This window comes from Kocuria sp. ChxB, assembly GCF_044359605.1.
GTDB lineage: Bacteria > Actinomycetota > Actinomycetes > Actinomycetales > Micrococcaceae > Kocuria > Kocuria rhizophila.
The window spans coordinates 702,802-727,029 of sequence record NZ_CP121123.1 but is presented as its reverse complement, the minus strand read 5'-3'; the positions used below and the strand labels follow the sequence as shown (position 1 = coordinate 727,029).

The 24,228-nt window shown below is 70.5% G+C and carries 17 protein-coding genes and 1 pseudogene; 13 read left to right on the top strand and 5 right to left on the bottom strand.

Annotated features, from left to right (window positions below; all coding sequences use genetic code 11):
• Positions 1-412 precede the first annotated feature (412 nt).
• The 3 genes from P8S73_RS03130 to secA all read left to right on the top strand — a co-directional run bounded on the left by P8S73_RS03130 (position 413) and on the right by secA (position 4,951).
• Complete coding sequence (locus P8S73_RS03130; protein WP_019309423.1) at positions 413-1,165, top strand: ComF family protein; 753 nt, start codon at positions 413-415, stop codon at positions 1,163-1,165.
• A gap of 94 nt (positions 1,166-1,259) precedes the next feature.
• Positions 1,260-1,964, top strand: coding sequence for a ribosome hibernation-promoting factor, HPF/YfiA family (gene hpf / locus P8S73_RS03125; RefSeq protein WP_019309422.1), 705 nt, complete (start codon positions 1,260-1,262; stop codon positions 1,962-1,964).
• 173 nt (positions 1,965-2,137) lie between these two features.
• Positions 2,138-4,951 (top strand): preprotein translocase subunit SecA, encoded by a 2,814-nt coding sequence (gene secA / locus P8S73_RS03120; RefSeq protein ID WP_019309421.1) that lies wholly within the window; start codon positions 2,138-2,140, stop codon positions 4,949-4,951.
• A 21-nt stretch (positions 4,952-4,972) separates the two neighbouring features.
• Here secA and P8S73_RS03115 read toward each other — a convergent pair whose 3' ends face one another.
• Together P8S73_RS03115 and P8S73_RS03110 are read right to left on the bottom strand one after the other, a co-directional pair.
• Positions 4,973-5,422, bottom strand: a complete 450-nt coding sequence (locus P8S73_RS03115; protein WP_019309420.1) for an Rv3235 family protein — start codon at positions 5,420-5,422, stop codon at positions 4,973-4,975.
• A gap of 146 nt (positions 5,423-5,568) precedes the next feature.
• On the bottom strand, positions 5,569-6,417 hold the full coding sequence (locus tag P8S73_RS03110; protein WP_158217860.1) for a LysM peptidoglycan-binding domain-containing protein: 849 nt from the start codon (positions 6,415-6,417) through the stop codon (positions 5,569-5,571).
• A gap of 270 nt (positions 6,418-6,687) precedes the next feature.
• On the opposite strand from P8S73_RS03110, the gene P8S73_RS03105 reads away from it, so the two are divergent.
• Positions 6,688-7,254 carry a hypothetical protein gene (locus tag P8S73_RS03105; protein ID WP_019309418.1) on the top strand — a complete coding sequence of 189 codons (567 nt, stop codon included), beginning with the start codon at positions 6,688-6,690 and terminating at the stop codon, positions 7,252-7,254.
• Between the two features lie 5 nt (positions 7,255-7,259).
• Here P8S73_RS03105 and P8S73_RS03100 read toward each other — a convergent pair whose 3' ends face one another.
• Positions 7,260-7,475, bottom strand: a complete 216-nt coding sequence (locus P8S73_RS03100) for a helix-turn-helix domain-containing protein (RefSeq protein ID WP_019309417.1) — start codon at positions 7,473-7,475, stop codon at positions 7,260-7,262.
• Between the two features lie 224 nt (positions 7,476-7,699).
• Between P8S73_RS03100 and P8S73_RS03095 the strand changes: the two genes are divergently transcribed.
• The 3 genes from P8S73_RS03095 to P8S73_RS03085 are packed head-to-tail and all read left to right on the top strand — an operon-like array spanning position 7,700 to position 11,538.
• Positions 7,700-8,371, top strand: a complete 672-nt coding sequence (locus tag P8S73_RS03095; RefSeq protein ID WP_029603139.1) for a hypothetical protein — start codon at positions 7,700-7,702, stop codon at positions 8,369-8,371.
• Positions 8,368-9,936 (top strand): hypothetical protein, encoded by a 1,569-nt coding sequence (locus P8S73_RS03090; protein ID WP_019309415.1) that lies wholly within the window; start codon positions 8,368-8,370, stop codon positions 9,934-9,936. Before P8S73_RS03095 ends, P8S73_RS03090 begins: the two co-directional genes overlap by 4 nt.
• A gap of 18 nt (positions 9,937-9,954) precedes the next feature.
• Positions 9,955-11,538, top strand: a complete 1,584-nt coding sequence (locus P8S73_RS03085) for a sensor histidine kinase (RefSeq protein ID WP_019309414.1) — start codon at positions 9,955-9,957, stop codon at positions 11,536-11,538.
• Between the two features lie 84 nt (positions 11,539-11,622).
• Here P8S73_RS03085 and P8S73_RS03080 read toward each other — a convergent pair whose 3' ends face one another.
• A complete protein-coding gene (locus P8S73_RS03080) occupies positions 11,623-11,871 on the bottom strand; it encodes a WhiB family transcriptional regulator (protein WP_019309413.1) in 249 nt (82 codons plus the stop codon).
• Positions 11,872-12,174: 303 nt separating this feature from the next.
• Here P8S73_RS03080 and P8S73_RS03075 point away from each other — a divergent pair, with 303 nt between their 5' ends.
• Positions 12,175-12,606, top strand: coding sequence for a hypothetical protein (locus P8S73_RS03075; protein WP_019309412.1), 432 nt, complete (start codon positions 12,175-12,177; stop codon positions 12,604-12,606).
• A gap of 207 nt (positions 12,607-12,813) precedes the next feature.
• Here P8S73_RS03075 and P8S73_RS03070 read toward each other — a convergent pair whose 3' ends face one another.
• Entirely contained in the window at positions 12,814-17,466 is a 4,653-nt protein-coding gene (locus P8S73_RS03070; protein WP_039101780.1) for an FtsK/SpoIIIE domain-containing protein, read from the bottom strand.
• A 218-nt stretch (positions 17,467-17,684) separates the two neighbouring features.
• On the opposite strand from P8S73_RS03070, the gene P8S73_RS03065 reads away from it, so the two are divergent.
• From P8S73_RS03065 to P8S73_RS03045, 5 genes and pseudogenes are all read left to right on the top strand, one after another.
• Positions 17,685-18,866 (top strand): glycosyltransferase family 4 protein, encoded by a 1,182-nt coding sequence (locus tag P8S73_RS03065; RefSeq protein WP_029603138.1) that lies wholly within the window; start codon positions 17,685-17,687, stop codon positions 18,864-18,866.
• A 217-nt stretch (positions 18,867-19,083) separates the two neighbouring features.
• Positions 19,084-20,271 carry a UDP-galactopyranose mutase gene (gene glf, locus P8S73_RS03060; protein ID WP_019309409.1) on the top strand — a complete coding sequence of 396 codons (1,188 nt, stop codon included), beginning with the start codon at positions 19,084-19,086 and terminating at the stop codon, positions 20,269-20,271.
• Positions 20,268-22,298, top strand: coding sequence for a glycosyltransferase (locus P8S73_RS03055; protein WP_019309408.1), 2,031 nt, complete (start codon positions 20,268-20,270; stop codon positions 22,296-22,298). The genes glf and P8S73_RS03055 overlap by 4 nt, the downstream gene beginning before the upstream one ends.
• A 99-nt stretch (positions 22,299-22,397) precedes the next feature.
• Positions 22,398-23,270 (top strand): ABC transporter permease, encoded by an 873-nt coding sequence (locus tag P8S73_RS03050; protein ID WP_019309407.1) that lies wholly within the window; start codon positions 22,398-22,400, stop codon positions 23,268-23,270.
• A gap of 3 nt (positions 23,271-23,273) precedes the next feature.
• A pseudogene (locus P8S73_RS03045) lies at positions 23,274-24,035 on the top strand (ABC transporter ATP-binding protein); the annotation flags it as partial.
• Positions 24,036-24,228 lie beyond the last annotated feature (193 nt).

Sequence of the window (24,228 nt, the reverse complement as noted above, 5' to 3'; positions counted from 1 at the left end):
CCACCGGCGCCACCGTGCGCTGGGCACTGCCCAGCACCGGCCCGGGGTCGCGGCTTCGGGGCCCACGAGCTGGAATGGACGGATGACAGCCGACCGCGTCCGCCAATCGTCGCCGACGATGCCCTCCGGCCCGTCTCGGGCACCCCTGCCCCGTCCCGTTCCCTCGGGCCGCGAGGGGTGCGGGGCCGCGGGGAGCGAGCCGGTGCGTTCTCACCGCCCGGCGCCACCTCCGGGCCCTCGTCGGCCGCAGGGACTCGCTCACCCGCACGATTCCGATTCGCCGCCGGTTCCCGTTCCACGTCGGCAGCCCGCGCGACCACGTCAAGCCGCCGACGCCGCCCGGCCGGGCAGGTGGGGCGGGGCCGTTGCACCGCAGTGGTTCACCGCCGACACCCGGGCGCGCTGGGACGCCGTGGCCGCCCGCCTCGGCGACTGGTGCGCGCAGGCCGTGGAACTGTTCCTGCCCGTCTCGTGCGCGGTGTGCGGGGAGCCCGGTCGCACCCTGTGCCGACCGTGCCGTCTCGTGCTGCGCCGCTGCACCGCCACCCCCGGGCGGGTCACGGCGCCGGAGGTGCTGCGGGAGCGGGGAGTGAGAGTCTTCGCGGCGGGGGAGTACGAGCACGAACTCGCGGCGTGCCTGCTGGCGTACAAGAACGGTGGTCGCACCGATCTGGCGCCCGTCCTCGGGGTTGTGCTCGGGGCGGTCCTCGCCACCGCGGCGCGGGACGTGGCGGAGCCGGGCCGGGGCCCGCTGCTGTGGGTGCCCGTGCCCACGAGTGCCCGCGCGCGTCGTCGTCGGTGGTTCGACCCCGTGGCCTGCCTGCTCGACGCCGCCGCGCTGCCTCCCGGAACCCGCGTGCGCCACGCGCTGCGCCACAGGGGACGCGCGGTTCGCGGTGCGGCAGGACCGCAGAAGGGCAGGGGGAGGAGGCAGCGGGCGCGGGCCGTGAGGGGTTCGATGCGCGCCCGGGACGTGCGGGGACGCACCTGCGTGGTCGTGGACGACGTCCTCACCACGGGAGCCACCATGGCAGAAGCCGTCCGGTGCCTCACCCGGGCCGGCGCGCACGTGCCCGCGGTGGTCACGCTCGCCGGGGTGCGGGCCGGGCGTTCACCCCGGGAGAACTCCCAGACGTCGGACACCGTTGTCCGTGAATTTCCCTGAGGTTTCATCTAGCGTTGGACCACGGGAAGCAATGAAGGTGTCCCGTGTGGGAGAGCAGCACATCCCGCGTCATCCTCAAGATGTGGAGGGTCTCATGGAACTGAACATCCAGGGCCGCAACGTCACTTTGCCGGACCGATTCAAGGAGTACGCCGAGGAGAAGAGCGAGCGTTTCCAGCAGCTCGGCGACAAGGTCCAATCCATCGAGGTCAAAGTCACCAAGGACAACGGCGCCTCCGGCCACCAGGGCATGCGCGTGGAGATCACCGTGGTCGGCCGCGGACCGGTGCTGCGGGCCGAGGCCCGCAGTGACGACAAGTTCGCCGCGTTCGACGAGGCCTACGGCAAGCTCGTGGAGCAGCTGAGGCGGGCCCGGGACCGCCGCAAGATCCACCGCGCCGGGCACCAGAAGCCGGTCGCGGTGCACGAGGCCACGGGATCGCTGCCCGTGGTTCCCACCACCGGATCGTTCACGGGCTTCGAGTCCCCGCAGGCGCTGTCCGCCGCGGAGGACGAGGCCTTCGACACCGAGTACCCCCTGAGCGACACCCCCACCCCCGTGGAGATCCGCCGCAAGCGCTTCCCCGCCCACCAGATCACGGTGGACGAGGCCGTGGACCAGATGGAGCTGGTGGGCCACGACTTCTTCCTGTTCGTGGACAGGGAGACCCGGGAACCGTCCGCCGTCTACCGCCGCAAGGGCTGGGAGTACGGTGTGATCAGCCTGAGCCAGGACGGACGGGCCGAGGAGGAGAAGGTCCGGGCCTACCAGTCCGAGACCTCCACCGCGGACTCCTGAGCCACCCCTGACGCGCGTCCACACGCGCACCAAGTCACGAGCGGGCCCTGCTACCACGTCGCGGGGCCCGCTCCGCTGTGAGGGACCGCTCGGACTCCCTCACGTACACTGTTCGGCGGTGCACCCTCAGTTCTGCCCGGTGCCCACCAATGATCTCTGAGGAGCGAACACACGTGGCGTCATTCCTGGAAACGGTTCTCCGCACGGGCGACAAGCGCGTCCTGAAGCGACTGAGGACGTACGCGGACGCCGTGAACAGCCTCGAGGACGGGTTCAAGGAGCTCACGGACGCGGAGCTGCGGGCAGAGACGGACGCGTTCCGGGAGCGCATCGCGGACGGCGAGTCGCTCGACCGGCTGCTGCCCGAGGCGTTCGCCGCTGTGCGCGAGGCGGCGTCCCGGACCCTGGGCCAGCGCCACTTCGACGTGCAGATCATGGGCGGCGCGGCGCTGCACCTCGGCTACATCGCGGAGATGAAGACCGGTGAGGGCAAGACCCTGGTGGCCACGGCCCCGGCGTACCTCAACGCGCTCTCCGGCAAGGGCGTCCACGTGGTGACGGTCAACGACTACCTGGCGGAGTACCAGGCCAACCTCATGGGCCGCGTCTACCGTTTCCTGGGCCTGGAGACCGGGGTGATCCTGGGAGGTCAGGAACCCTCGGTGCGCCGCGAGCAGTACGCCGCGGACATTACCTACGGCACCAACAACGAGTTCGGCTTCGACTACCTGCGTGACAACATGGCGTGGACCAAGGACGAGCTCGTCCAGCGGGGCCACCACTTCGCGATCGTGGACGAGGTGGACTCCATCCTCATCGACGAGGCCCGCACCCCGCTCATCATCTCCGGCCCCGCCTCGGGGGAGGCCAACCGCTGGTACCGCGAGTTCGCGACCGTGGTGAAGACCCTCTCCCCGGAGACCGACTACGAGGTGGACGAGAAGAAGCGCACGGTGGGTGTGCTCGAACCGGGCATCGAGAAGGTCGAGGACTGGCTCGGCATCGACAACCTGTACGAGTCCCGGAACACCCCGCTGATCGGTTTCCTCAACAACGCGATCAAGGCCAAGGAGCTGTTCCGCAACAACAAGGACTACATCGTCTCGGGCGGCGAGGTGAAGATCGTGGACGAGCACACGGGGCGTGTGCTCGCCGGGCGGCGCTACAACGAGGGCGTCCACCAGGCCATCGAGGCCAAGGAGGGCGTGGACATCAAGCCCGAGAACCAGACGATGGCCACCATCACCCTGCAGAACTACTTCCGCCTGTACGACAAGCTCTCCGGCATGACGGGCACCGCCCAGACCGAGGCCGCGGAGTTCATGAACACGTACGAGATCGGCGTGGTGGCCATCCCCCCGCACCGTGGCATCGCGCGCGAGGACAAGCGGGACGTGGTCTACAAGAACGAGGCCACCAAGTACGCGGCCGTGGTGCGCGACATCGAGGAGCGCCACGGCAAGGGCCAGCCCGTGCTCGTGGGCACGGCCTCGGTGGAGAAGTCCGAGTACCTCTCCCGGCTGCTCGCCAAGCGCGGAGTGCGCCACGAGGTGCTCAACGCCAAGAACCACGCCCGGGAGGCCGCGATCGTGGCCCAGGCAGGGCGCAAGGGCGCGGTCACCGTGGCCACCAACATGGCGGGGCGCGGCACCGACATCATGCTCGGCGGCAACGCGGAGTTCAACGCCGTGGAGAAGATGGCGGAGCTGGGACTGGACCCGGAGCGGGACGCCGAGGAGTACGAGGCGCGGTGGCCCGAGGTGCTCGAGGCCTGCGAGGAGGCCACCCGGACCGAGCACGACGAGGTTCTGGAGGCCGGTGGGCTCTACGTCCTGGGCACCGAGCGCCACGAGTCCCGCCGCATCGACAACCAGCTCCGCGGGCGCTCCGGGCGTCAGGGTGACCCGGGGGAGTCCCGGTTCTACCTGTCGCTGTCCGACGACCTCATGCGCCTGTTCAACCCCGGTGCCGCCCAGCGGCTCATGGCGATCGCACCGGACGACGTCCCCGTCACGGGGCGGCTCATCACCTCCGGGATCGCGAACGCCCAGAACCAGGTGGAGGGGCGCAACGCCGAGCAGCGCAAGAACGTGCTGAAGTACGACGACGTCCTGAACCGCCAGCGCGAGGTGGTCTACAAGGATCGCAAGCGGATCCTCATGGGCGACGACATCGAGGACCAGATCCGACAGTTCACGGAGGAGGTCATCTCCTCCGTGGTCCTGGAGCGCACCGGCAAGGGCCACCCCGAGGACTGGGACCTGGACGGCCTCTGGGAGGCACTGCGGGCCATCTACCCCGTGTCCCTGAGCCCCGAGGAGGTCACGGAGGAGGCGGGTGGGCTCCCGCGACTGACCACGGAGTTCCTGCAGGAGCAGATCCTCTCGGACGCCAGGGTGATGTACCAGGAGCGCGAGGAGGAACTCGGCTCCGAGGCCATGCGCAACCTGGAGCGCCGGGTGCTGCTGTCGGTCATCGGCCAGCGCTGGCCCGAGCACCTCTACGAGATGGACTACCTCAAGGAGGGTATCGGGTTGCGGGCCATGGCCCAGCGCGACCCCCTGGTGGAGTACCAGCGGGAGGGCCACGCGATGTTCCAGGACGTCATGGCAGCCATCCGTGAGCAGACGGTGGTGACTCTGTTCCACCTGGAGGTCCGCAAGCAGCGCACGGGAGCGGACGGTGGGGCCGTGCAGCTGAGCGCCCCCCAGCGCCCGGCGTTCCTGAAGTACACCGCCCCGGACGAGGACGGCACGCCCACGGCAGCCGTGGAGCGGGAAGGCTCTCTCGGTGCCGGTTCCTCGAACGCCACCGGCTCGCAGGACGACGCGGACTCCGTGGACGACGCAGGCTCCGCGGCGGCGGAGGGCGAGACCGCGACCGCGGCTATCTCGGAGAACTCCGAGGAGGTTGCCTCCAACCGGGCGCAGCGTCGCGGGAAATCGGCGAAGAGCAGCTCCAAGGCCAGGCGCGGCAAGCGCCGCTGAGACCGGTGCCGCCGTGGCGGGTCACCCCACCTCGAGGTGGGTGACCCGCCACTGCCGTGCCGAGCGCTCGATGCGCAGCGCCACGGCCCGAGCGCGGGTGGACTCCTCCACCACGAGCGACGCCTCGTAGCAGCCGGGGGCCGGGCTGCACACGCGGACCCGGCGGACGCGGGCGGCACGGTGCACCTCGAAGAGGTCCCGCCGCTCGGGGCACTGCTCCTGCACGAGCTTCAGCATTGCGGCACGCTGCGTGAACCGCTCGACCACGTTGGGTTCGGTCCACCGGGACAACTGGGAAGCGGGCCGGGTTCCGGCCAGGATCTCCACCGCGGCCTGACCGATGCTGCGGGCGATCGCGCCCACGCGCTCGCTCTCGCTGCGCCCGGTGAGAGCGGCGGCCGAACGGTCCTGCCGCCACGTGTAGCCGCCCGGTGAGGTGCGGGGTGTCGATGCGGGGACGGTGATGCTCATGGCGTGCTCCTTGGTGGGTGGGGCGGTGCATTCGGTCGAGAGGTCGGAGTGCCCCGGCTGTCGGCCCGGGATCTCGCGGGCGGCTGGGACGGAGCGGGGCGGCACGCGGCGGCGCTGCCCGGACCCCGGGGCTGCGGGGTAAGCGGTCATCCGGGAACTCCCGCGCTTCCCAGCAGCTGCGGTGGTACCCGCAGCTGCTGCCCGGGACGGATCAGGTCCCCGTCTGCTTCCAGGACGTTGAGCTCCAGCCAGGAGCCCAGGTGCCGGCACACGTCCTCGTCCGTGGCCCGCGCACCCAGCAGCTGCTCCGTGAGGTCCCACAGGGTGTCGCCGCGGACCACGGTGACGGAGCCGTCGACCACCCGCTCCGGTGCAGGTGCGCGCTCCGGCAGGGGAGCGGGCGTCGTCGTGCGCGGGGGGTGCGGCGAGTGTGGAAACCCGGAGGAGCCCGGACCCTCCGCACCGGTATCGGGGCTGCCCGGGGCTCCGCTGGCCGACTCGGGCTGCGGGACCGGGGGGACGTCCGGCTGCACGGCGGCGTCGCCCGGTGCGGGCACGACGTCGTCGACCGGCGCGAGCTGCTCCGTGCCCGTGGTCGGTGGACCCCAGAACGGGTCCACGGGGGCGTCTGCGGCGTGGGCGGGGACGACCGTGACCAGCTGGACCCCCACGAGGGCGGCGGTGGTGCGGGCGATGAGCGCGGGGGTGAGGCGCCGCGCCCAGCGCTCCGCGCCCCGCCACCGGAGCCGGTGCGCCACCAGGGCCACCCCGGCCATGACCAGACCACCGAGCCACCAGGCGGCCACCGCGAGGCAGGCTGCCGCCGCGGTGACGGCCAGGGACAGTTCCTGCGCATCGAGGGCCCCGGCGGCGCTCAGCTGCGCGCTCCAGCGCAGCCCCAGCACACCCGTGACGGCGGCCAGCACGGGAACGCCGGACCACAGAACGGCTGACCGGCGGGAGGTCGTGGAGGGGCTGAGGGAATGAAGTCTCATATTTGACTCCGAAACGTGTTGTTTGATGTCGTTTGACATTTTTAGATCATCCGGTGCCCGAGGCCTCGAGTCAATGACCCATGAATACGGATGCAACCCGGCCGGAGTGCGGCTGTGGGGCGACGTCACGCCCCCGTAGTGTGTGGCGCGGTGCCGGCAGAGCCTCGGAATCGGGGCGATGGCGCAGCTCGCGGGCGAGTCGCCGGTGCGATGCCGGTTCGCGAGAGCTCACCGAGCGCCGCCCACGGCGGCCATGGGAAGGAGATCAGCATGCGGTGGGACGAGCTGTTCCAGGACATGGAGTCGCAGCTGGAACGGGCCCGGATGAGCCAGGTGGAGCAGGAGGCCGTGGAAACGGCGCGCGCCGAGCTGGCCAGGCTCAGTCTGCTGGAGCGCCTGGCCGCGCACCGTGAATCCACGGTGCGGCTGCGCCCGGCCCACGGGGAGACGCTCGAGGGCGAGCTCGTGGACGTCGGCGCGGGCTGGGCCGTGGTGCGCGAACGCCACCAGCAGCACCTGGTGCCGCTGCACTCGGTGGTGTGGTGGGAAGGGCTGCCGCGACGGTTCGAGGTGCTCCCCGAAAAGTCCACCGTCCGCCGGCTCGGCATGGGTCACGTGCTGCGGGCCCTGAGCACCGCTCGCGTGCACGTGCGGGTGGCGCTGCGGGAACGGGGCAGCCAGGGCGAGCTCGAGGGCACGGTGGACGCGGTGGGCCAGGACTTCTTCGACCTGGCGGTGCACCCCGAGGACCAGTTCCGCCGCCGGACGGCGGTCACGGGAGTGCGGACCGTCCCGTTCCAGGCCGTGGCACTGGTCTCGTCAGTGGACCCGGGCTGAGGTCGTCACTGCAGAGTGCCCTCTCGGACGGCGTGCTGGGTGCGCTCGTACCCCTGCTGGATGTACTCCTCCAGCTTGGCCTTCTCCACGCGCCACTGGCCGCGGCCACCCACCTGGATGGCGGGCAGCTCTCCGGAGCGCACCATGGCCCTGGCCTGCGGAACGGAGATGCACAGGATCTCGGCCACGTCCGCGAGGGTGAGGAATCGTTGTTGCGACATGGTCGTGCTTCACGTCCTTTGGGGCGGGATACTGCGAGATGAGGTGGTTACCCTTCCCAGTGTCCCACGAGATGAGGGCAGGAGCTGCTTGTCAACATGTGGAGCGAGGAATGGAGCCGTGGCCTCCTGTGTCCACATGACGCGCGTCATGCTTCTGCCCGAGGCCCCGGCGCGGCACACTCGTGGGTAACCGGCGGGGCCGGGCACGGGGAAGGACACGGAGCATGGGACGTCAGGCAACACCGGAGCGGTCCGCGCACTCGAGTGCGTCGGCCGCCCGTTTCCGCAAGCCGTCGTGGCGGGATCCCAGGCTTCTGGTGGGGATGCTGCTGGTGCTGCTCTCCGTGCTGGGGGTGATCCTCCTGGTGGCCGCCGCCAACCGCAACGAGCCCTACTACGCCGCCGCGACCGACCTTGCCGTGGGCCAGCGGGTCACCGCCGATGATCTCACCACCGTGGACGCGCACCTGCAGGAGACCTCCTCCCAGTACATCCCGGGAACGCAGCCGTTGCACGAGGACGCGGTGGTCACCCAGCGGGTGTCGCGGGGGCAGCTGGTCCCCGCCGCATCCATCGGCACGGCCGACCACCTGGACCGGACCTCCGTGGGCATCGCCCTGCAGACTCCGCTTCCGTCCCAGGCCGATCCGGGGGCGCACGTGGACGTCTGGGTGGCCAAGCCCAAGCCCAGCGGACGCGGGTACGTGGAGCCGAAGAAGCTCGTCACCGCGGCGGAGATCGCGCGCGTCGAGACGACCGACACCGCACTGGGCGGCTCCGGGGGCGTCACCGTGCACGTGCTCGTCACCCCGTCGCAGGTGGCACCGCTCGTGGACGCCCTCGGCAACGACGCGAAGGTGACCCTGGTGCCCAACACCGCGGGGAGCGGCTCGTGAGCATCTCCGTGGTGACCCTCGGGTCCGGCACGTGGGAGCTGGTGGAGCGGCTCGAGCGGCTGCACGGGGAGGTGACCGTGGTCCGGCGCTGCCTCGAGCTCTCCGAGCTGCTCGCGTGCGCGCACACGGGCATGGCGCAGCTGGCGCTCGTGGCGGAGGGCGCCGAGGACCTCACGGCGTCGCTGCTCGACCAGCTCGCGAGCAGCGGCCTGCGGGTACTGGTGGTGGAGGGCCACGACGACCTGCGGCTGTCCCAGCTCGGCGTGGGGTCCGTGCCCGCGGTGGTCACGGGGTCCGAGCTGACGGCACGGATCCTCGGGGCCATGCAGGACCCACCGCGGCCCCGCGGCCGGAAAGAGCTCCGGGACGAGGCCCGGGACGAAGCGGGCGCTCCCGGCTCGGAGCCGCCGAGACACCCCGGTGCCGCGGACGGGTCCCGGACCGCAGGACCGGGTGGGAAGGACGCGCGGACCGTGGAGGTGCGGCAGGGCGACGTCGCCCGCGCCCGGGGATCCCGGGGCCACGCCGAGGGAGCCGGTCGCGGGACCGGTCCGGTGCCGCCCACCGCCATTGACGGTGCCGAGGAGAGCGCCGACGACGGCGGGGAGAGCGAGCCGTGGCACCCGGCGGGGGACCCGGGTGCGGCGCCGGGCGACGACGAGGAGGAGCCACGCCTCGTGGTGGTGTGGGGACCCGCCGGGGCGCCGGGGCGCACCGTGGTCTCGATCAACCTCGCGGCCGAGGCTGCCCTGCACGGCGCGCGCGTGCTGCTCGTCGACGCGGACACCTACGCGGCGTCGGTGGCCGCGAGTCTGGGCATGCTCGACGAGGCCGCGGGGCTCGCACAGGCCTGCCGGCTCGCGGACCAGGGGAGGCTCGACGCCGACGCCCTGCGCCGCTGCGCCACCCCGGTCTCCGTGGCCGGCGGATCCGTGGCGGTGCTGAGCGGTCTCACGCGCCATGACCGGTGGCCCGAGCTGAGGGCGTCGGCGCTCGAGCTCGTGCTCGAACGCGCCCGCCAGGTCTGGGACCTCGTGGTCGTGGACGTCTCCTCCCCGCTGGAGGCGGACGAGGAGATCAGCACCGACTTCCTGGCTCCGCGCCGCAATGCCGGGGCGCTGAGTGCCGTGGCGGCGGCGGACACGGTTCTCGCCCTGGGCGCGGCCGACGCCCTCGGGGTCCCCCGCCTGGTGAAGGCCCTCCCGGACCTCGAGGATGCGGCACCCGAGGCGGCGGTGCTGGTGGTGATGAACAAGCTGCGTCCCGCGGCCACCGGGCGCGCCGCCCGCGCCGCCGTGACCGAGGCGTGGGAGCGCTTCTCCCCGGGGCACCCGATCGCCCACACGCTGCCGTGGGACCCCGCGGTGTGCGACGCCGCCCTGCTTGCGGGAGCCGTGCTCGCCGAGACGGCGCCCCGCAGTGCACTGCGCCAGGAGATCACCGCGCTCGCGCTCGCGGTGCGCCGGGGCGAGACCGTGTCCGCCGCGTCATCGGGCGCGGCGACCTCCGGTGGGACGGGCACTAGGCTGGGGCGTCGGATGGGCGCGTGGTTGCGCCGGGACTGAGAGAAGAGGCGGCCGCACATGGCATTCACCGATCCGCTGCGCTGCGTGGCGGACTTCGACGCCGGTGACGCCGAGTGGCTCCACCTGCTCGTGGGGGACTGGCAGCTCGTCGCGGACCTGGGCTTCGGGGATCTGCTGCTCTGCTTCCCCCAGGAGGTGGTGGCCGCCGCTCAGAGCCCCACGGGCCAGCCGATCCCCAAGGAGGGCACGGACTTCCTGGTGCTCGCCCACGCCCGACCGACCACGGGACCCACCGCCTACCAGAAGGACCTGGTCGGGGAGCTCGTGGACGGGCCGGCGGCGGGCACCCTGCGCCGGGCGTGGATCGACCGGCGGATCGAGCGCACCGGGCCCTCGGAGTGGTCGAACCTCGCTTCCCGCTCCGTCACGCTGGTCCCACTGGTGCGCAACAAGCGGACGATCGCCGTGGTCAGCCTGACCACGGATCCGCAGCGTGAACGGCTGCCCTCCCGCATGGAGCTGGTCTACCGGGAATCGGCCGCCGACCTGCTGCGCATGGCGAACCAGGGGACGTGGCCGGACTTCGCGGTGCGCAGCGACTCCCGCAGGGGAGCCCCGCGCGTGGGGGACGGCATGCTGCGGCTGAACGCCTCCGGAGTGGTGGAGTTCTGCTCACCCAACGGTCTCTCCACGTTCCGGCGCCTGGGCTTTCGCGGAGACCTCACCGGGCAGAACCTGCTGGGGGTCGCTCGTCAGCTCCCGCTCACGGCCCCCGGGGTGGACGAGACCCTGGCGCCCGTGCTGGCGGGCACCATGCCGTGGCGGGCAGAGCTCTCGGGGGTCAAGGCCTCGGCGACCCTGCGTGCCATCCCCCTGCGCCAGGGCTCGGAGCGCACGGGGGCGCTGCTGCTGTGCCGGGACGTCACCGAGCTGCGTCGGCGAGACCTGCAGCTCGTGTCCAAGGACGCCACCATCCGTGAGATCCACCACCGGGTGAAGAACAACCTGCAGACGGTCTCAGCACTGCTGCGGCTGCAGTCGCGCCGCATGCACTCGGAGGAGGGACGCAACGGGCTCCAGCAGGCGATGCGCCGGGTCAGTTCGATCGCCCGGGTGCACGAATCCCTCTCCCACGAGATCTCCGAGGACGTGGACTTCGACGAGCTCATGCGCCACCAGGTGAAGCTCGCGGTGGAGACGGCCTCCGCGGGCCAGCGCGTGCGCACGGAGGTCCACGGCTCGTTCGGCCGCCTGCCCTCGAAGAGCGCGACGTCCGTGGCCCTCGTGGTCAACGAACTCGTGGCCAACGCCGTGGAGCACGGGCTCAGGGACCGGGACGGCACCGTGGCGCTGTCCGTGCGCCACCTCGAGGACGAGACCACGGAGACGGGGGAGACCGATCGCGTGCTGGATATCGCCATCGAGGACGACGGCAGCGGAATGGGGGCCACCGTCATCGAGGAGTCCGGCGTGAGCGCCTATCGTCCCCCTGCCGAGGGCGAGGGGCTGGGCATGCAGATCGTGCGGACCCTCGTGGCCAGTGAGCTGCGCGGCAGCATCCGGTGGCAGTCCGCGGAGCAGGGCGGAACGAGTGTGGTCATCACGGCCCGGTTCCGCCAGCCAGCGTCCGGGCGGAGATGACGGGGCCCACCTGCGGCCGGATACGCGAACGGCCCGTGTTCCACCGGGTGGCGGATCACGGGCCGTTGGACGTGCGTGCGGACCTCAGGAAGCGCGACGGGCGCGGGCGGCGCGGCGCTTGAGCGCCCGGCGCTCGTCCTCGCTCATCCCGCCCCACACACCGGCGTCCTGACCGGACTCCAGGGCCCACTGCAGGCACGTGTCCATGACCTCGCAGGTGCGGCACACGGCCTTGGCCTCCTCGATCTGCAGGAGGGCAGGGCCCGTGTTTCCCACGGGGAAGAACAGTTCGGGGTCTTTCTCCAGGCAAGCTGCGCGACTACGCCAGTCCATGACGATGACACCGCTCCTTTCAGGAATTCGTGGTGTGCCGGTCCGCGGGAACCCGGGGGGAGCGCGGCGACCAGCCGCGTGGGGGAACCTGGCCATGACACAGAAAAGGCCCGTGAGATCGGGCCTTTGGGGATCTGTCACTACTTTCCCACGTAAACACAGCGTAAACAAGAGTCTGAGCGCTACATCACACCCGGGGCCCGTATCCGCCCGGTTCCGTGGCTGCCCGGGGCATGCCGGGGCACCGGTGGGGGTGCTCTCACTACAGTGGACGTGTCCAGCTCCCCTTCCGAAAGGCCCGCCATGAACCCCCCGGTGTCCCGCTCCACCACACAGGCACCCGGCCCCCGACCCTGGACCGCGACGGTCATCGCCGTGCTGGTGGCGCTGGAGTCGCTCGCGCTGCTCGTGATGGCGGTGGGTCTCGTCGTGTCGCTCTTCACGGGCCACGTCCTGCCGGTTGCCGGCATCGTCTTCGCGTCCGTGGTCCTGGTGGGTGGAGCATTGTGGCTCGCCGCGGCGGCACGCGGGGTGCTCGGCGGTCTGCGCTGGCCGCGCGCGGCCGTCCTGGTCTCCCAGGCATTCCTGCTCGTCGTGGGGCTGTCCTTGCTGCAGGTGGCACTGGGCGGGTGGGGCATCGCGCTCGCGGTGGTGGCCGTGGTCACGATCCTGTGCCTGTTCGCCCCGCCCACCGTCGCGTTCATGCACCGCACCCGGGACGACGCCGCCCGCTGAGATCCCGGTGCGCGGCCAGGGTCGCATCCCCCGTCCGCGATTGTCGGTGCCTGCCCACCGGGCTGTCCGGGGCTGGGTGCCGCCCCAGCTGCCGGATGGCGCTGGTGAGTCACCGCCCCAGGTCCGCCGGGCACGACGTGGTGGCACGCCACGACGTTCGTCCGGCCCGCGTCGTCACCGGGAAGAGTCGGAGGTGCGCCCCCTCACTCAAGAACCGGTTGGCGGCAGGGGGCACTGCAGGGGGGTCACGGTGCCCCGGTGCACCCAGAACCCCCGTCCCGGCGGCCCACCCAAGGACTGTCCGGTGAAGGAGGCCCCGAACGTGTCCCCGTCAAAGCTGCGGCGGGGTCTCAGGACCAGGGCGTCTGCGTTGTGCCGCCACGTCAGCAGCGGTGGGAACGTGGTCGCGGGGGAGTCCGTGAGCTGGATGCCCACGATCAGCCGCACACCCGGAAGCAGCCAGGCCTCCTCGGCGGGAGGGGGCGCGGAGTCCGCACCGTGGAGCGGGAGGCCGTCCCCGTCAGCCTCCGCCGCGCGGGAACTTCGTGCGGATCCGCCGGAACCGGATGCCTCCGCACGGGGAGCCGTTGCCGTGGGTCTCGACGGTGCCGGGTGAGCCTTTCGGGACGCGGAGCCAGTGTCGGGTCTCCCTGTCCATGCCGCCGCGAGCGCCCGCACGACGTCGGGTGCCAGGCGGTCGGCGTCGTCCAGGACCACGGTGGTCGGGCCCCGCACCCCCTCCAGGCGACGCAGCAGGGCATGGACGTCCTCCGCGCTGTGCAGCACCGGGCGCAGCACGTCGTGGCGCAACGTGCTCGGTCGGTGGTGCGCGGCCCCGGCGTCCGCGGTGTCCGGGTCCAGGTGCGCGTGGGCGGCGGCCAGGAAGCTGCTGCGTCCGCTGCGCGCCGGGCCCGCGACGACGAGCGTGGACCCCGGGCCCCACGGATGGCAGCGCGGGGACCCGTCGCGGGTGACGCCCAGCACGAGACCCGTGGAACGCGGGACGGGAGGGGTCCACGAGCTCGGCAGCGGGAACGCGGCCGGCCACGGGTGGGAAGCGCCAGGTGGCTCGACCGCCAGGGCGGGGTCCGACGCCGCGGTCGTCGTCGGGCGCGGATCCGGTCGTCGTGCGGGACCGGCCGATGCGGCGTCGTCGCCACCGGCAAGCTGCACCACGGCCATCCGCTCCGCGCGGGGAGCAGCGGACCCCGGCGCACACCGGTCCGCGACCGGCCCGCTCAGTGCGGCGCGTCCCGGACGCGCCGAGAACGGCGGCAGGCGCGGCCAGTGCAGCAGCGCATCCGGACTCTGCCCCTCCGGCAGGTGCAGCCGGTTGGGGCCGACGTGGGAGGCCCTGCCCGCCGCGAGGGCCCGGTCGCCGGTGACCAGTGCGGAGAGCCCTCGGGCCGTGCCGGTGGAGACGAGGGCGAGGACGTCGTCCTCCAGATGCGCCCAGGACCCCGCCCGGAAGTGCTGGCAGCAGCGGTCCCAGTCCTCCACGGCCAGCACGGCGCGGGGCCGGGTGCCCGGGACGCATCCGTGCTGCCCGCCCAGCCCGGCGCGGAGCATCTCGAGCAGGTGCGCCACGTCACCCGGCTCGTCCGCTCGTGCCCATCCCCGCAGCGCCGGGTGCGCGGCCACGCCCTCCGCGCTGGCCACCCCGTACAGCGCCTGATCCGACGCCGTGATGACGTACAGCGCCACGGGGTGCGCAGCGGAGGCGCCGGGCAGAGCGAGCGCGGCGCAGCGCCGGAGCAGAGCCGAGAACCAGCCGTGCACGGCGGCAGGACGGCCGATGAGCGCGAGGGCCCCGTCCTCCCACGGCCGCCACGCGGCGCGCCCGCTCCAGTGCTCCGCGGGGTCCTCCGCCGGACCCAGGTCCACGGCGTCACCGACGCCGCTGGGGAGCGCGTTCGCGGTCGCGGGCAGGGTCGGTGGCACCGCGCGGCTGCCGCCTGGAGCACCCTGCGGATCGTCGGGCAGGTGCGCCAGTGCCCCGTCCGCGCTCGCCGAGGCCCAGGAATCGGCCACGTCACGCACTGCTGCCGCCACATCCGGAGCCGGCCCGGAGGCTGCAGGACTCGCAGGCTGAGCCACCTGCGGCGGCCCGTGGTCGGGCGCCGAGGCCGTGAACGTGATCACAGGGGGTTGGGGAGCGGGTGGCCGCATTCGAGTCAGCACGGCTGCCTGCACCTCGACAGCGGGTCCGTCTCCGCGGTCGAGGTATCCCCGGCCGGGCAGCCCGGACGGGATGCGGGCCGCCTGGGTGCCCCCGATGACGTCCACGGACTCCTGCTCCGTGCGCACGCGCAGGCAGAGCGCCTGGGTGACGTTGGCGCGGACGTCCGCGGGCAGGGCACCCTGGGGTCGCTGCGTGGCCAGCACCAGGTGGACCCCCAGGGACCGTCCCACGGTCGCGACGACCGCGAGTTCCTGTGCCGCTTCCGGAAACGCATCCGTCAGCATCTTGGCCTCGTCCACCACCACGACCAGCTCCCGGATCGCCGGGGTGTCGGCGCCCCGCCCCAGCACCTCGGCCATGTCCCGCAGCCCGTGCGCTGCGAGGACCAGCTCGCGGCGTCGCAGCTCGGAGCGCAGGAACACGAGCGCCCGCCGGATCTCGTCCGCACCCAGGTCCGTGAGCAGTGTGGTGAGGTGGGGCAGCCCGGTGAGGGGTGCCAGGGCGGCGCCGCCCTTGAAGTCGATGAAGACGAACTCCAACCGGTGCGGTGGGCACTGCGCGGCGAGGCCGACCACGATCGTGCGCAGCACCTCGGACTTTCCGCATCCCGTGGTTCCGGCGATCAGCATGTGGGGGTGCTCATCGCTCAGCTGGATGCGCTCGACCCCCGCTCTGGACACACCGAAAGCGGTTCCCAGCACGTTCGCCGGGCGTGCCGCCGCCAGCGAGCGCCCCGCCCTCGTGCACGAGGTGTTCGCGGAGACAGCGTCGTGCGACTCGTCCGAGCCCAGGGGGTGCGTCTGGGCGCCACGCTGCGCGCCCGGGCTGTGCGGCACCGATCCGTGCGGCACCGAGCCGCGCGGCGCCGGGAGGGTGGCGGCGTCGTTCGTGAGAGCCAGGAGCTCGTGCGATCCGAGACGGCGGGGCAACCGGCCGCCAGCCGTTCCGGCCCCCGCGCTCGACACGCGACTCCAGGCGGCCACCGCGCGGGCGGCCTGCTCGCAGCCCACCGTGTCCGGGACGAGATCGATGCTGAACCGCTGGTCCTCCCCGGACAGCCCCGGCACGGCGTCGCACCTGCGGGTGGTGAGGCGCAGCTGCGCACCTGCTCCGGCGAGGACGGCTTCCCCGTCGTCGTGCGCGCTCGCGCGGGCCACGACCACGCGCAGCAGATCGGGGTGCTGCGGGCGCGTGCGGGCGTCGTCCGCCGTGAGCACCTCCAGGCCTGCGGTGCCCGGTGGGTCGTCCTGCGGCGGGGAATCCGACTCGGCAGGAGTCTCCGCTCGTAGAGGGGCCTGCCAGCCGAGGCCCGGGGACACGACGAGGCGGCCCAACGCACCGGGGCCGGTGAACAGCTGGACCGCCAGGGCGTTGAGCACCCCCACGGCCCGTGGGTGCTCCAGGGCGAGGGTGAGTGACGGGAGCGCCGCGAGGTCCACGATCACGGGTGCGCTGGGGTGCCACACCTCCCGCACGCGTACACCCTGCGCCCGGGACACGTTGCCGGCCCGCGCCCCGTGACCCAGGCGGACCCAGCGTGCCGCGGCCGCCCGGTCCGGCTCTCCTATCGGACGACTGCTCACCGGGTGTCCCGCCCCCGTGGCGGCGCCGGGCACCACGGGTCCTGGCGCCCTTCGAGGCGCGAACGCGCCTCCCGTGACGGAGCCGGTGGGGGCTGCTGGCGAGGAACGACGGTCTGGAGCGAGCGCGCGGCAGCGGTGGAGGACCTCGGCGGCCGAGGGCGCGGCGTGCGCGCACCGGCGGAGATCGCGGTCCAGTGCGGCCCGCAGCCGGTTCCCCGTGTCCCTGCGAACGCCCCGTTCGCCCACCCATCCCACGACGGTCGTGACGGCCCCGAGCGCGCTGAACACCAGGAAGAACCACCAGTGGGTGACCACCGCAATGCCGATCCCCGCGAGCAGGGGCAGCGCACCCGTGATCATGGTGAGCCTGGCACGGCGGCGGGACGGGGCGTCCACGGTCAGAGGACGGGCTGGATCCGCCTCCCGCGCGGTGATGCCCGGGGGCAGTTGCTGCTCCCCGGGCCAGGACGGCGAGCTCCCCGGCGCTCCGGGCAGTTCCACCCGGAGCCAGCTGAGACGACCACCGCGGCGCAGCCGCACCCGGTCCCCGGAATCGAGGCGGGTCCCGGTGGGAAGAACACTGAGACCGGTGCCGTCGAGCAGCAGGGAGAGATCGGCTCCGGAGGTGGCGCGGCTGCCCGGGGGCAGCAGGACCGGCCCGTCGTCCTGGAGGACGATGTCGCAGCGGCCCCTGGTCAGGAAGAAGCGGGTGCCCGCCCCGGTGCCCTCGACGACCTCGACCGTGGTCGTGTTTTCGCCGCCACCCGGCGTCGTGGTGGCCGTGTCCGAGGCACCGGGCGACACCGTGGACAGAGGTCCGTGCCACCGTGCGACTCCCTCCGGCCGCCCGGTGGCGGCGGTATCCCGGTCGTCCGTCACGGGAAGCAGCACGACCGTGGCGCCGTCCACCAGCGGGGTGGCCCCGACCGTCAGCCGGGCCAGGTCGCGGCCCTCAACCGTGGCGCGGTGCTCGGTGCCGACCAGCCGGGCAAGCTCGGCAGCCAGCTGCGCGCCGTCGCTGGCGGGGGCGGCGGTGACGGTCGCGGTGTGGGTGGTGCGCGTCCCGCTCCAGACGATGTGCAGAGTCAGGTGCATGGCGGCAGTACACCGTGCGGGTCAGGGCCCAGGAGGACGTCGGGCGGGTGGCGTGGGATGTCGGCTGTCCAAGGCCCATTGAGGGGAGGTGGTGCAGGGGGATTGCCGTGCGCGGCCCCGGTGCCCCCGCGGGAGCTCCCCCCGCGACGGAACGGCCCCACCTCCGCGGATCTCGCACGAGCGAGCCTCCGTGGCACGTTCGTGAGACAGTGTGGGACATGAAACCCCGCAAGGTCGTGATCGTCAGTCGCATTTTCCTGCCCGAACCAGCCGCCGCGTCATTTCGTCTGGCGGCGCTCGCACGCGGCTTCGCCGCAGAAGGGGCACAGGTCACCGTCCTCACCACGCGTCCACCCAAGGCCATGGACGCGGACTCGGTGAAGGAGCCGTACGACATCGTGCGTGTTCCCGTGCTTCGCAACAGCGAGGACTATGTGCGGGGCGTGGTGCAGTACCTGAGCTTCGACGTCCAGGCGTTCGCACGCCTTCTCGTCATGGACGCGGACATCGTGGTCAGCGAGCCGCCGCCCACCACGGGACTCGCCGTGTGGCTCTCGAGCGCCCTGAGGCGTCGTCCCTACATCTGGTACAACCCGGACGTGTGGACCTCGGCGACGGTCAACATGGATGTCCCCGGTGTCGTCACACAGCTGATGCGAGCGGCGGAGACCATCGCGTCCCGCCGTGCCGGGGGAGTGATCACCGTGTCGGAGTCCATGGGCGAAGAACTGCATCGTGTGACCGGAACTCCGTGGAGCAGGATGTTCGTGGCGGAGAACGGCATCGACACCGACACCTTCACGCCCGACGGCCCGGCGGCAGACGAGCCTGCGCCGTACTTCGTGTACACGGGCTCGATCTCGGAGTGGCAGGGCGTGGACGTGTTCGTCGAGGCCCTTGCCCAGATTCTGCCCCGTCACCCGGAAGTGACACTGCACGTGCTGGGACGCGGACCCGACCTGAACCGGGTCCAGGAGGTCGCCGCGCGCCTGACCCCGCAGAACGTGGTGTTCCACGGCGTGCAGAGCCCGGCACGCACAGCATCGTTCCTGCGCGGTTCCGTGGCATCTCTAGCCTCCGTGATTCCGTACAAGGGCTACGACTTCTCCAAGCCCACCAAGCTCTACGCCGCGGCAGCGTGCGGTGCGCCGTCCATCTACGCGGGCGTGGGTGCCGCCGCCGAGATGGTGCGCGACCACCAGCTCGGGACGCCTGTGGACTTCACACCGGAGGCCGTTGCCCGAGCCATGGAGGACGCGCTCGCCGCGGCCCGCAGCGAGGACCGTCGGACGACGAGCGACCGTGTCAGCGAGTGGGCCCGCCAGCACGCATCTCTCGCGGCCTCCGGGCGTGCCGCTGCGGCATGGGTGCTCAGCGGATTCGAACGCTCTGCTCACTGAGACCTCCCGCGCGGCAGACTCTCGCGGGGCAGTCGAGGTTGGGGCCGGTGGTCCAGGGTCAGGGCTGGGTGCTCCCCGGACCGGGGCCGTCCGACGGCCGTGATGCTTCCCACGCTGGCGCGCAGTGCGCGTCACACGGGGTGGAGCCAGCGGCGTCCGGTATTTTTAGGCAGGACGATGTCCGTGCATGGATCACGGAGAACCCTAGGAGGGACACATGAACACTGATCTGGTGGTCGTGGGCTCGGGACTGTTCGGTTTGACCGTGGCAGAACGAGCGGCACGCGAATTGGGTTTGAAGGTCACCATGATCGACCGGCGGCCCCACCTGGGCGGCAACGCCTACAGCGAGAACGAGGAGCGAACCGGGATCGAGGTGCACCGCTACGGCGCGCACCTGTTCCACACCTCCAACGAGCGCGTGTGGGAGTACGTGAACCGGTTCACCCAGTTCACCAACTACGTGCACCGCGTGTACACCCGCCACCAGGGCGAGGTGTACCCCATGCCCATCAACCTGGGCACGATCAACCAGTTCTTCCGTGCCGCGTACTCGCCCGGCGAGGCCCGCGAGCTGATCCGCGAGCAGGCCGGTGAGCTGGCGGGCACCGATCCGCAGAACCTCAACGACAAGGGCATCCAGCTGATCGGGCGCCCCCTCTACGAGGCGTTCATCAAGCACTACACCGGCAAGCAGTGGCAGACGGACCCCAAGGACCTGCCCGCGTCGATCATCTCCCGGCTGCCCGTGCGCTACACGTACGACAACCGCTACTTCAACGACACCCACGAGGGCCTGCCCGTGGACGGGTACACCGCGTGGCTCGAGCGCATGGCGGACCACCCGAACATCGACGTCCGCCTGGACACCGACTTCTTCGACGACTCGCAGGAGTTCTCCAAGTCCAACGTGGTGGGCCAGGTCCCCGTGATCTACACGGGCCCCGTGGACCGCTACTTCGACTACGCCGAGGGCGACCTCTCGTGGCGCACGATCGATCTGGAGGAGGAGGTCCTGGACATCGAGGACTTCCAGGGCACCTCCGTGATGAACTACCCGGACGCGGACGTCCCCTACACCCGCATCCACGAGTTCCGCCACTTCCACCCCGAGCGGGACTACACCAAGGACGCGACCGTGATCATGCGGGAGTTCTCCCGTTTCGCGGAGAAGGGCGACGAGCCCTACTACCCGGTGAACACCTCCGAGGACCGCGAGAAGCTGCTGGCCTACCGTGACCTCGCGCAGGGCGAGTCCTCCGTGCTTTTCGGCGGGCGCCTGGGAACCTACAAGTACCTGGACATGCACATGGCCATCGGCTCGGCGCTGTCCATGGTGGACAACAAGATCGCACCGCACTTCACCTCGGGTGCGCCCCTGACCAGCGGAGGAGTGGACGCATGAGCATGGAGCGCGCCAACCAGGCGGAGAAGGCTCAGACCTCGTCCGGCGAAGGCCAGGAATATCTCGCCAAGATCAACACGCAACCCCGCGGAGACAAGGATCTACGCGAGGTGGCACGCGTTGTGTTCCCTGCGGACAAGGACCTGGACGCCCTGCCGCTCTACATTGACGGCCCCATCAACGTGGAGGGCCCCTCCTCCGTGGGCGCAGACACTGCCAATCAGCACCCGGACGACATCATTTCCCGTCGCTCGGTCCGCATCCGGCCGGGACGTCGCGTGTCCTTCGGCTCGTACTTCAATGCGTTTCCCGCTTCCTACTGGAGGCGCTGGACCGTGGCGGATTCCGTCACACTGCGGGTCCGGACTTCAGGGGCCGGTTCCCTGATCGTCTACCGCTCGAATGCCCGTGGGGTGTCCCAACGCGTGGAGGATCGACGCGTGAACGGGTCCACCACGTGCGAGTTCGAACTCACCCTCGCACCGTTCGGCGACGGTGGCTGGTACTGGTTCGACTTGATTTCCGACGAGGAGGGCATGGTCCTGGACTCGGCGTCCTGGCTCGTGCCTTCCCACGGCCGTCCCGTGGGTCGTGTGACGCTGGGCGTGACCACGTTCAACCGTCCCGACTACTGCGTGAACACGATCAAGACCATTGCACAGGCGGACGGGCTGGACGAGGTCCTGGACGAGCTGATCATCGTGGACCAGGGCAACAAGCTGGTCCAGGACGAGCAGGACTTCCCGGAGGCGCAGAAGGCCATGCGCGGAAAGCTGCGCATGATCCGCCAGGGCAACATGGGTGGTTCGGGCGGGTTCGCGCGCAACATGTTCGAGGTCGTGGAAGGCCGACAGACTCCGCAAGGAGTCGAGAAGTCAGACTATGTTCTCATCCTGGACGACGACATCCTTTTGGAGTCCGAAGGTGTCCTGCGGGCGGCCGCATTCGCGGACATGTGCCACACCCCGTCGATCGTGGGCGGGCACATGTTCGACATGTACAACAAGCCGCTGCTCAACGCGTACGCCGAGGTCGTGAATCCTTACCGCTTCCTCTGGGGCCCGGTTGAGGGTCTGGGGGCCGTGGACTTCGCGGAACGGGGTCTGCGTTCCCGCCCCAAACTGCACCGCCGTTGGGACGCGGACTACAACGGCTGGTGGATGTGCCTCATCCCGCGCGTGATCCTCGAGGAGATCGGGCTGTCCCTGCCGGTGTTCATCAAGTGGGATGACTCCGAGTACTCGTTGCGAGCCAAGGCAGCCGGCCATCCCACGATTTCTCTGCCGGGCGCTGCGGTGTGGCACGTCTCCTGGGCGGACAAGGACGACGCCGTGGACTGGCAGGCCTACTTCCACGAGCGCAACCGGCTGATCGCCGCCCTGCTGCACTCGCCGTTCGCCAAGGGTGGTCGCATGCTGCGGGAGTCTCTCACGACGGACACCAAGCACGTCGTCTCCATGCAGTACTACCCGGCGAAATCCGTGCTGCTCGCCATCCAGGACGTACTGGACGGCCCCGACCGGCTCCACGAGATGCTGCCCACCCGCATGCCCCAGATTCGCGCCATGAAGGACGAGTACTCGGATGCTCGTGTGGTCCAGGACCCCTCTGAACTGCCGCCTGTACGGCGGGCCAAGCCGCCGAAGACCATGGAGGCGCCGAAGTCCCCGACCAAGGCACAGCTGATCCCGTGGGCCGTCCGCACCGTGCTCAAGCAGACCTTGCGTCCGGTGCGCAGCATGGCCAAGGAGTACCCCGAGGCCAGCGTGGCGCACATGGATGGGCACTGGTCGTACCTGGCGACGCTGGACTCTGCCGTGGTCTCCAACGCAGACGGCACAGGAGCATCCTGGTACCGCCGTGATCCCGCGCAGGTCCGGGAGCTCATGGCCGAAAGTGTGAAGCTTCACGCCGAGCTGCTCTCGCGCTGGGACTCCCTGAGCGAGCAGTACCGCGCTGCTCTCCCGGAGATCACGTCGGTGGAGGCGTGGGCCCGGACATTCGCGGAGAATGGCTCCGAGCAGTAATTCGCACCCGCTCGACGCCGCACGCTCAGTTGGGTGTGCGGCGTCGGCGCGTCCGAAGCGGCTACGCGGAGGACGAACTGTGCCAGGAAAGGACGGCAGATGGAAACTCAAACTCCCCCCACGCACTTGCGGCCGCCGGGGCAGGATCGTGGTCTGCGCGACGTGTTCGCGAACAGGTTCCTGCTCAAGCTCATCGTGGACAAGGAGATCCAGATCCGCTATCGCGGGACCGTGCTGGGTTTGCTGTGGTCCTACCTCAAACCGGGTGTGCAGTTCTTGGTGTTCTACATCGCCATGGGAGTGTTCCTGGACCTCAACCGGGGTATTGAGAATTTCGCGGTGTACCTGTTCTCCGGCATTGTGGTGATGAACCTCTTCGGGGAAGTCTTTGGCAACGCCTCGCGCTCCGTGGTGGCGAACGGTGGACTGCTCAAGAAGATCTATCTGCCTCGCCAACTGTTTCCAGTGTCCAATTTGCTGGTGGCGTTCGTGCACTTCGTGCCCCAGCTGGTCATCCTGTTGCTGGCGTGCCTGCTCACGGGCTGGAGCCCAGGGATAAAGCAGCTTCTGGCCGTGATCGTCGGCACGCTCATCATCTCGCTCTTCTCGCTGGCGCTTGGCATGCTTTTTGCCACGTTCAACGTTTTCTTCCGGGATGCAGAAAACATCGTGGACCTGGTCATCATGGTGTCCACCTGGGCATCGCCCGTGCTCTACATGTGGACCATGGTGCAGGACAAGCTGTGGAGCTGGGTGTACTACGTGTACATGCTGAACCCGTTGACCGTGGCGGTCGAGCTGTTCCACTACGGATTCTGGTTTTCCACGACAGAGACGCCTCAGTCCTGGCACGTGCCGCCCCACCTCCTCACGGGGTGGACCCCTGTGGCCATCGTGACCAGCCTCATCCTCTACTTCCTCGCGGACAAGCTGTTCCGCTCCCAAGAGGGCAACTTCGCGCAGGAGCTGTGAATCATGTCTAGTTCATCCACTCAGCACACACCCGCACACGCGGATGCAGAGCTCGCCATCAGTGTCAGCCACATGACCAAGGAATTCGTGCTGCGCCACACGCGCTCCATGAAGGAGGCCTTCGTGTGGCTGGTGAAAGGGCGCAAGGGGGACCTGACCGCGAAATTCACCGCGCTCAACGACGTCTCTTTCGACATTCACGACGGCGAGACCGTGGCCCTTCTGGGGTTCAACGGCTCCGGCAAGTCCACGACCCTCAAGATGATCTCCGGGGTGATGAACCCGGACTCGGGGGAGATTCTCACCCGGGAGAAAGTCGCCGGGCTCATCGAGGTGGGCGCAGGCTTCCACCCTGACCTCACGGGGCGCGACAACGTCTACCTCAACGGCGCCATCCTGGGCATGACCAAGGAGGAGATCGATGCCAAGTTCGACGACATCGTGGCGTTCTCGGAGATCGCTGAGTTCATCGACACCGAGGTGAAGTTCTACAGCTCGGGCATGTACCTGCGTCTGGCGTTCTCCGTGGCCATCCACACCGATCCAGAGGTGTTCCTCGTGGACGAGATCCTCTCGGTGGGCGACGAGCCGTTCCAGAAGAAGTGCATCGGCCGCATCAAGGACCTGGTGCGCCGGGGCAAGACACTCGTGGTGGTCAGCCATGACCTCAACCTGGTCATGGACATCTGTGAGCGCGGCATTGTCATGGACCACGGTTCCAAGGTCTTCGACGGCAGCGTGTACGGAGCCGTGGCGCACATGCGAAATCAACCAGAGGAAGACGTCCGTCGCGAACACGTCGAAGGACTGGAACGGGCGTTGGAGGAAAAGCGCCGGAAGCGGGAGTGGCAGGCGCGGGAGGCCGCCGAGCGGGGGGAAGACTTCGTGCCCCAGTACGATCCCGATCTGGACGGCCCCCTGGCGGGTTGAGCGGGCCCGGTCCGCGCCCGGGTGAGAG

Excerpts from the sequence above, each read along its gene's own strand:
- P8S73_RS03105 (WP_019309418.1), top strand. The coding sequence starts at position 6,688 with ATGCGGTGGGACGAGCTGTTCCAGGACATGGAGTCGCAGCTGGAACGG.
- P8S73_RS03065 (WP_029603138.1), top strand. The coding sequence starts at position 17,685 with ATGAAACCCCGCAAGGTCGTGATCGTCAGTCGCATTTTCCTGCCCGAA.
- glf (WP_019309409.1), top strand. The coding sequence starts at position 19,084 with ATGAACACTGATCTGGTGGTCGTGGGCTCGGGACTGTTCGGTTTGACC.
- P8S73_RS03070 (WP_039101780.1), bottom strand. The coding sequence starts at position 17,466 with ATGCACCTGACTCTGCACATCGTCTGGAGCGGGACGCGCACCACCCAC.
- P8S73_RS03085 (WP_019309414.1), top strand. The coding sequence starts at position 9,955 with ATGGCATTCACCGATCCGCTGCGCTGCGTGGCGGACTTCGACGCCGGT.
- P8S73_RS03095 (WP_029603139.1), top strand. The coding sequence starts at position 7,700 with ATGGGACGTCAGGCAACACCGGAGCGGTCCGCGCACTCGAGTGCGTCG.
- P8S73_RS03100 (WP_019309417.1), bottom strand. The coding sequence starts at position 7,475 with ATGTCGCAACAACGATTCCTCACCCTCGCGGACGTGGCCGAGATCCTG.
- P8S73_RS03110 (WP_158217860.1), bottom strand. The coding sequence starts at position 6,417 with ATGAGACTTCATTCCCTCAGCCCCTCCACGACCTCCCGCCGGTCAGCC.
- P8S73_RS03080 (WP_019309413.1), bottom strand. The coding sequence starts at position 11,871 with ATGGACTGGCGTAGTCGCGCAGCTTGCCTGGAGAAAGACCCCGAACTG.
- P8S73_RS03055 (WP_019309408.1), top strand. The coding sequence starts at position 20,268 with ATGAGCATGGAGCGCGCCAACCAGGCGGAGAAGGCTCAGACCTCGTCC.
- P8S73_RS03050 (WP_019309407.1), top strand. The coding sequence starts at position 22,398 with ATGGAAACTCAAACTCCCCCCACGCACTTGCGGCCGCCGGGGCAGGAT.
- hpf (WP_019309422.1), top strand. The coding sequence starts at position 1,260 with ATGGAACTGAACATCCAGGGCCGCAACGTCACTTTGCCGGACCGATTC.
- P8S73_RS03115 (WP_019309420.1), bottom strand. The coding sequence starts at position 5,422 with ATGAGCATCACCGTCCCCGCATCGACACCCCGCACCTCACCGGGCGGC.
- P8S73_RS03075 (WP_019309412.1), top strand. The coding sequence starts at position 12,175 with ATGAACCCCCCGGTGTCCCGCTCCACCACACAGGCACCCGGCCCCCGA.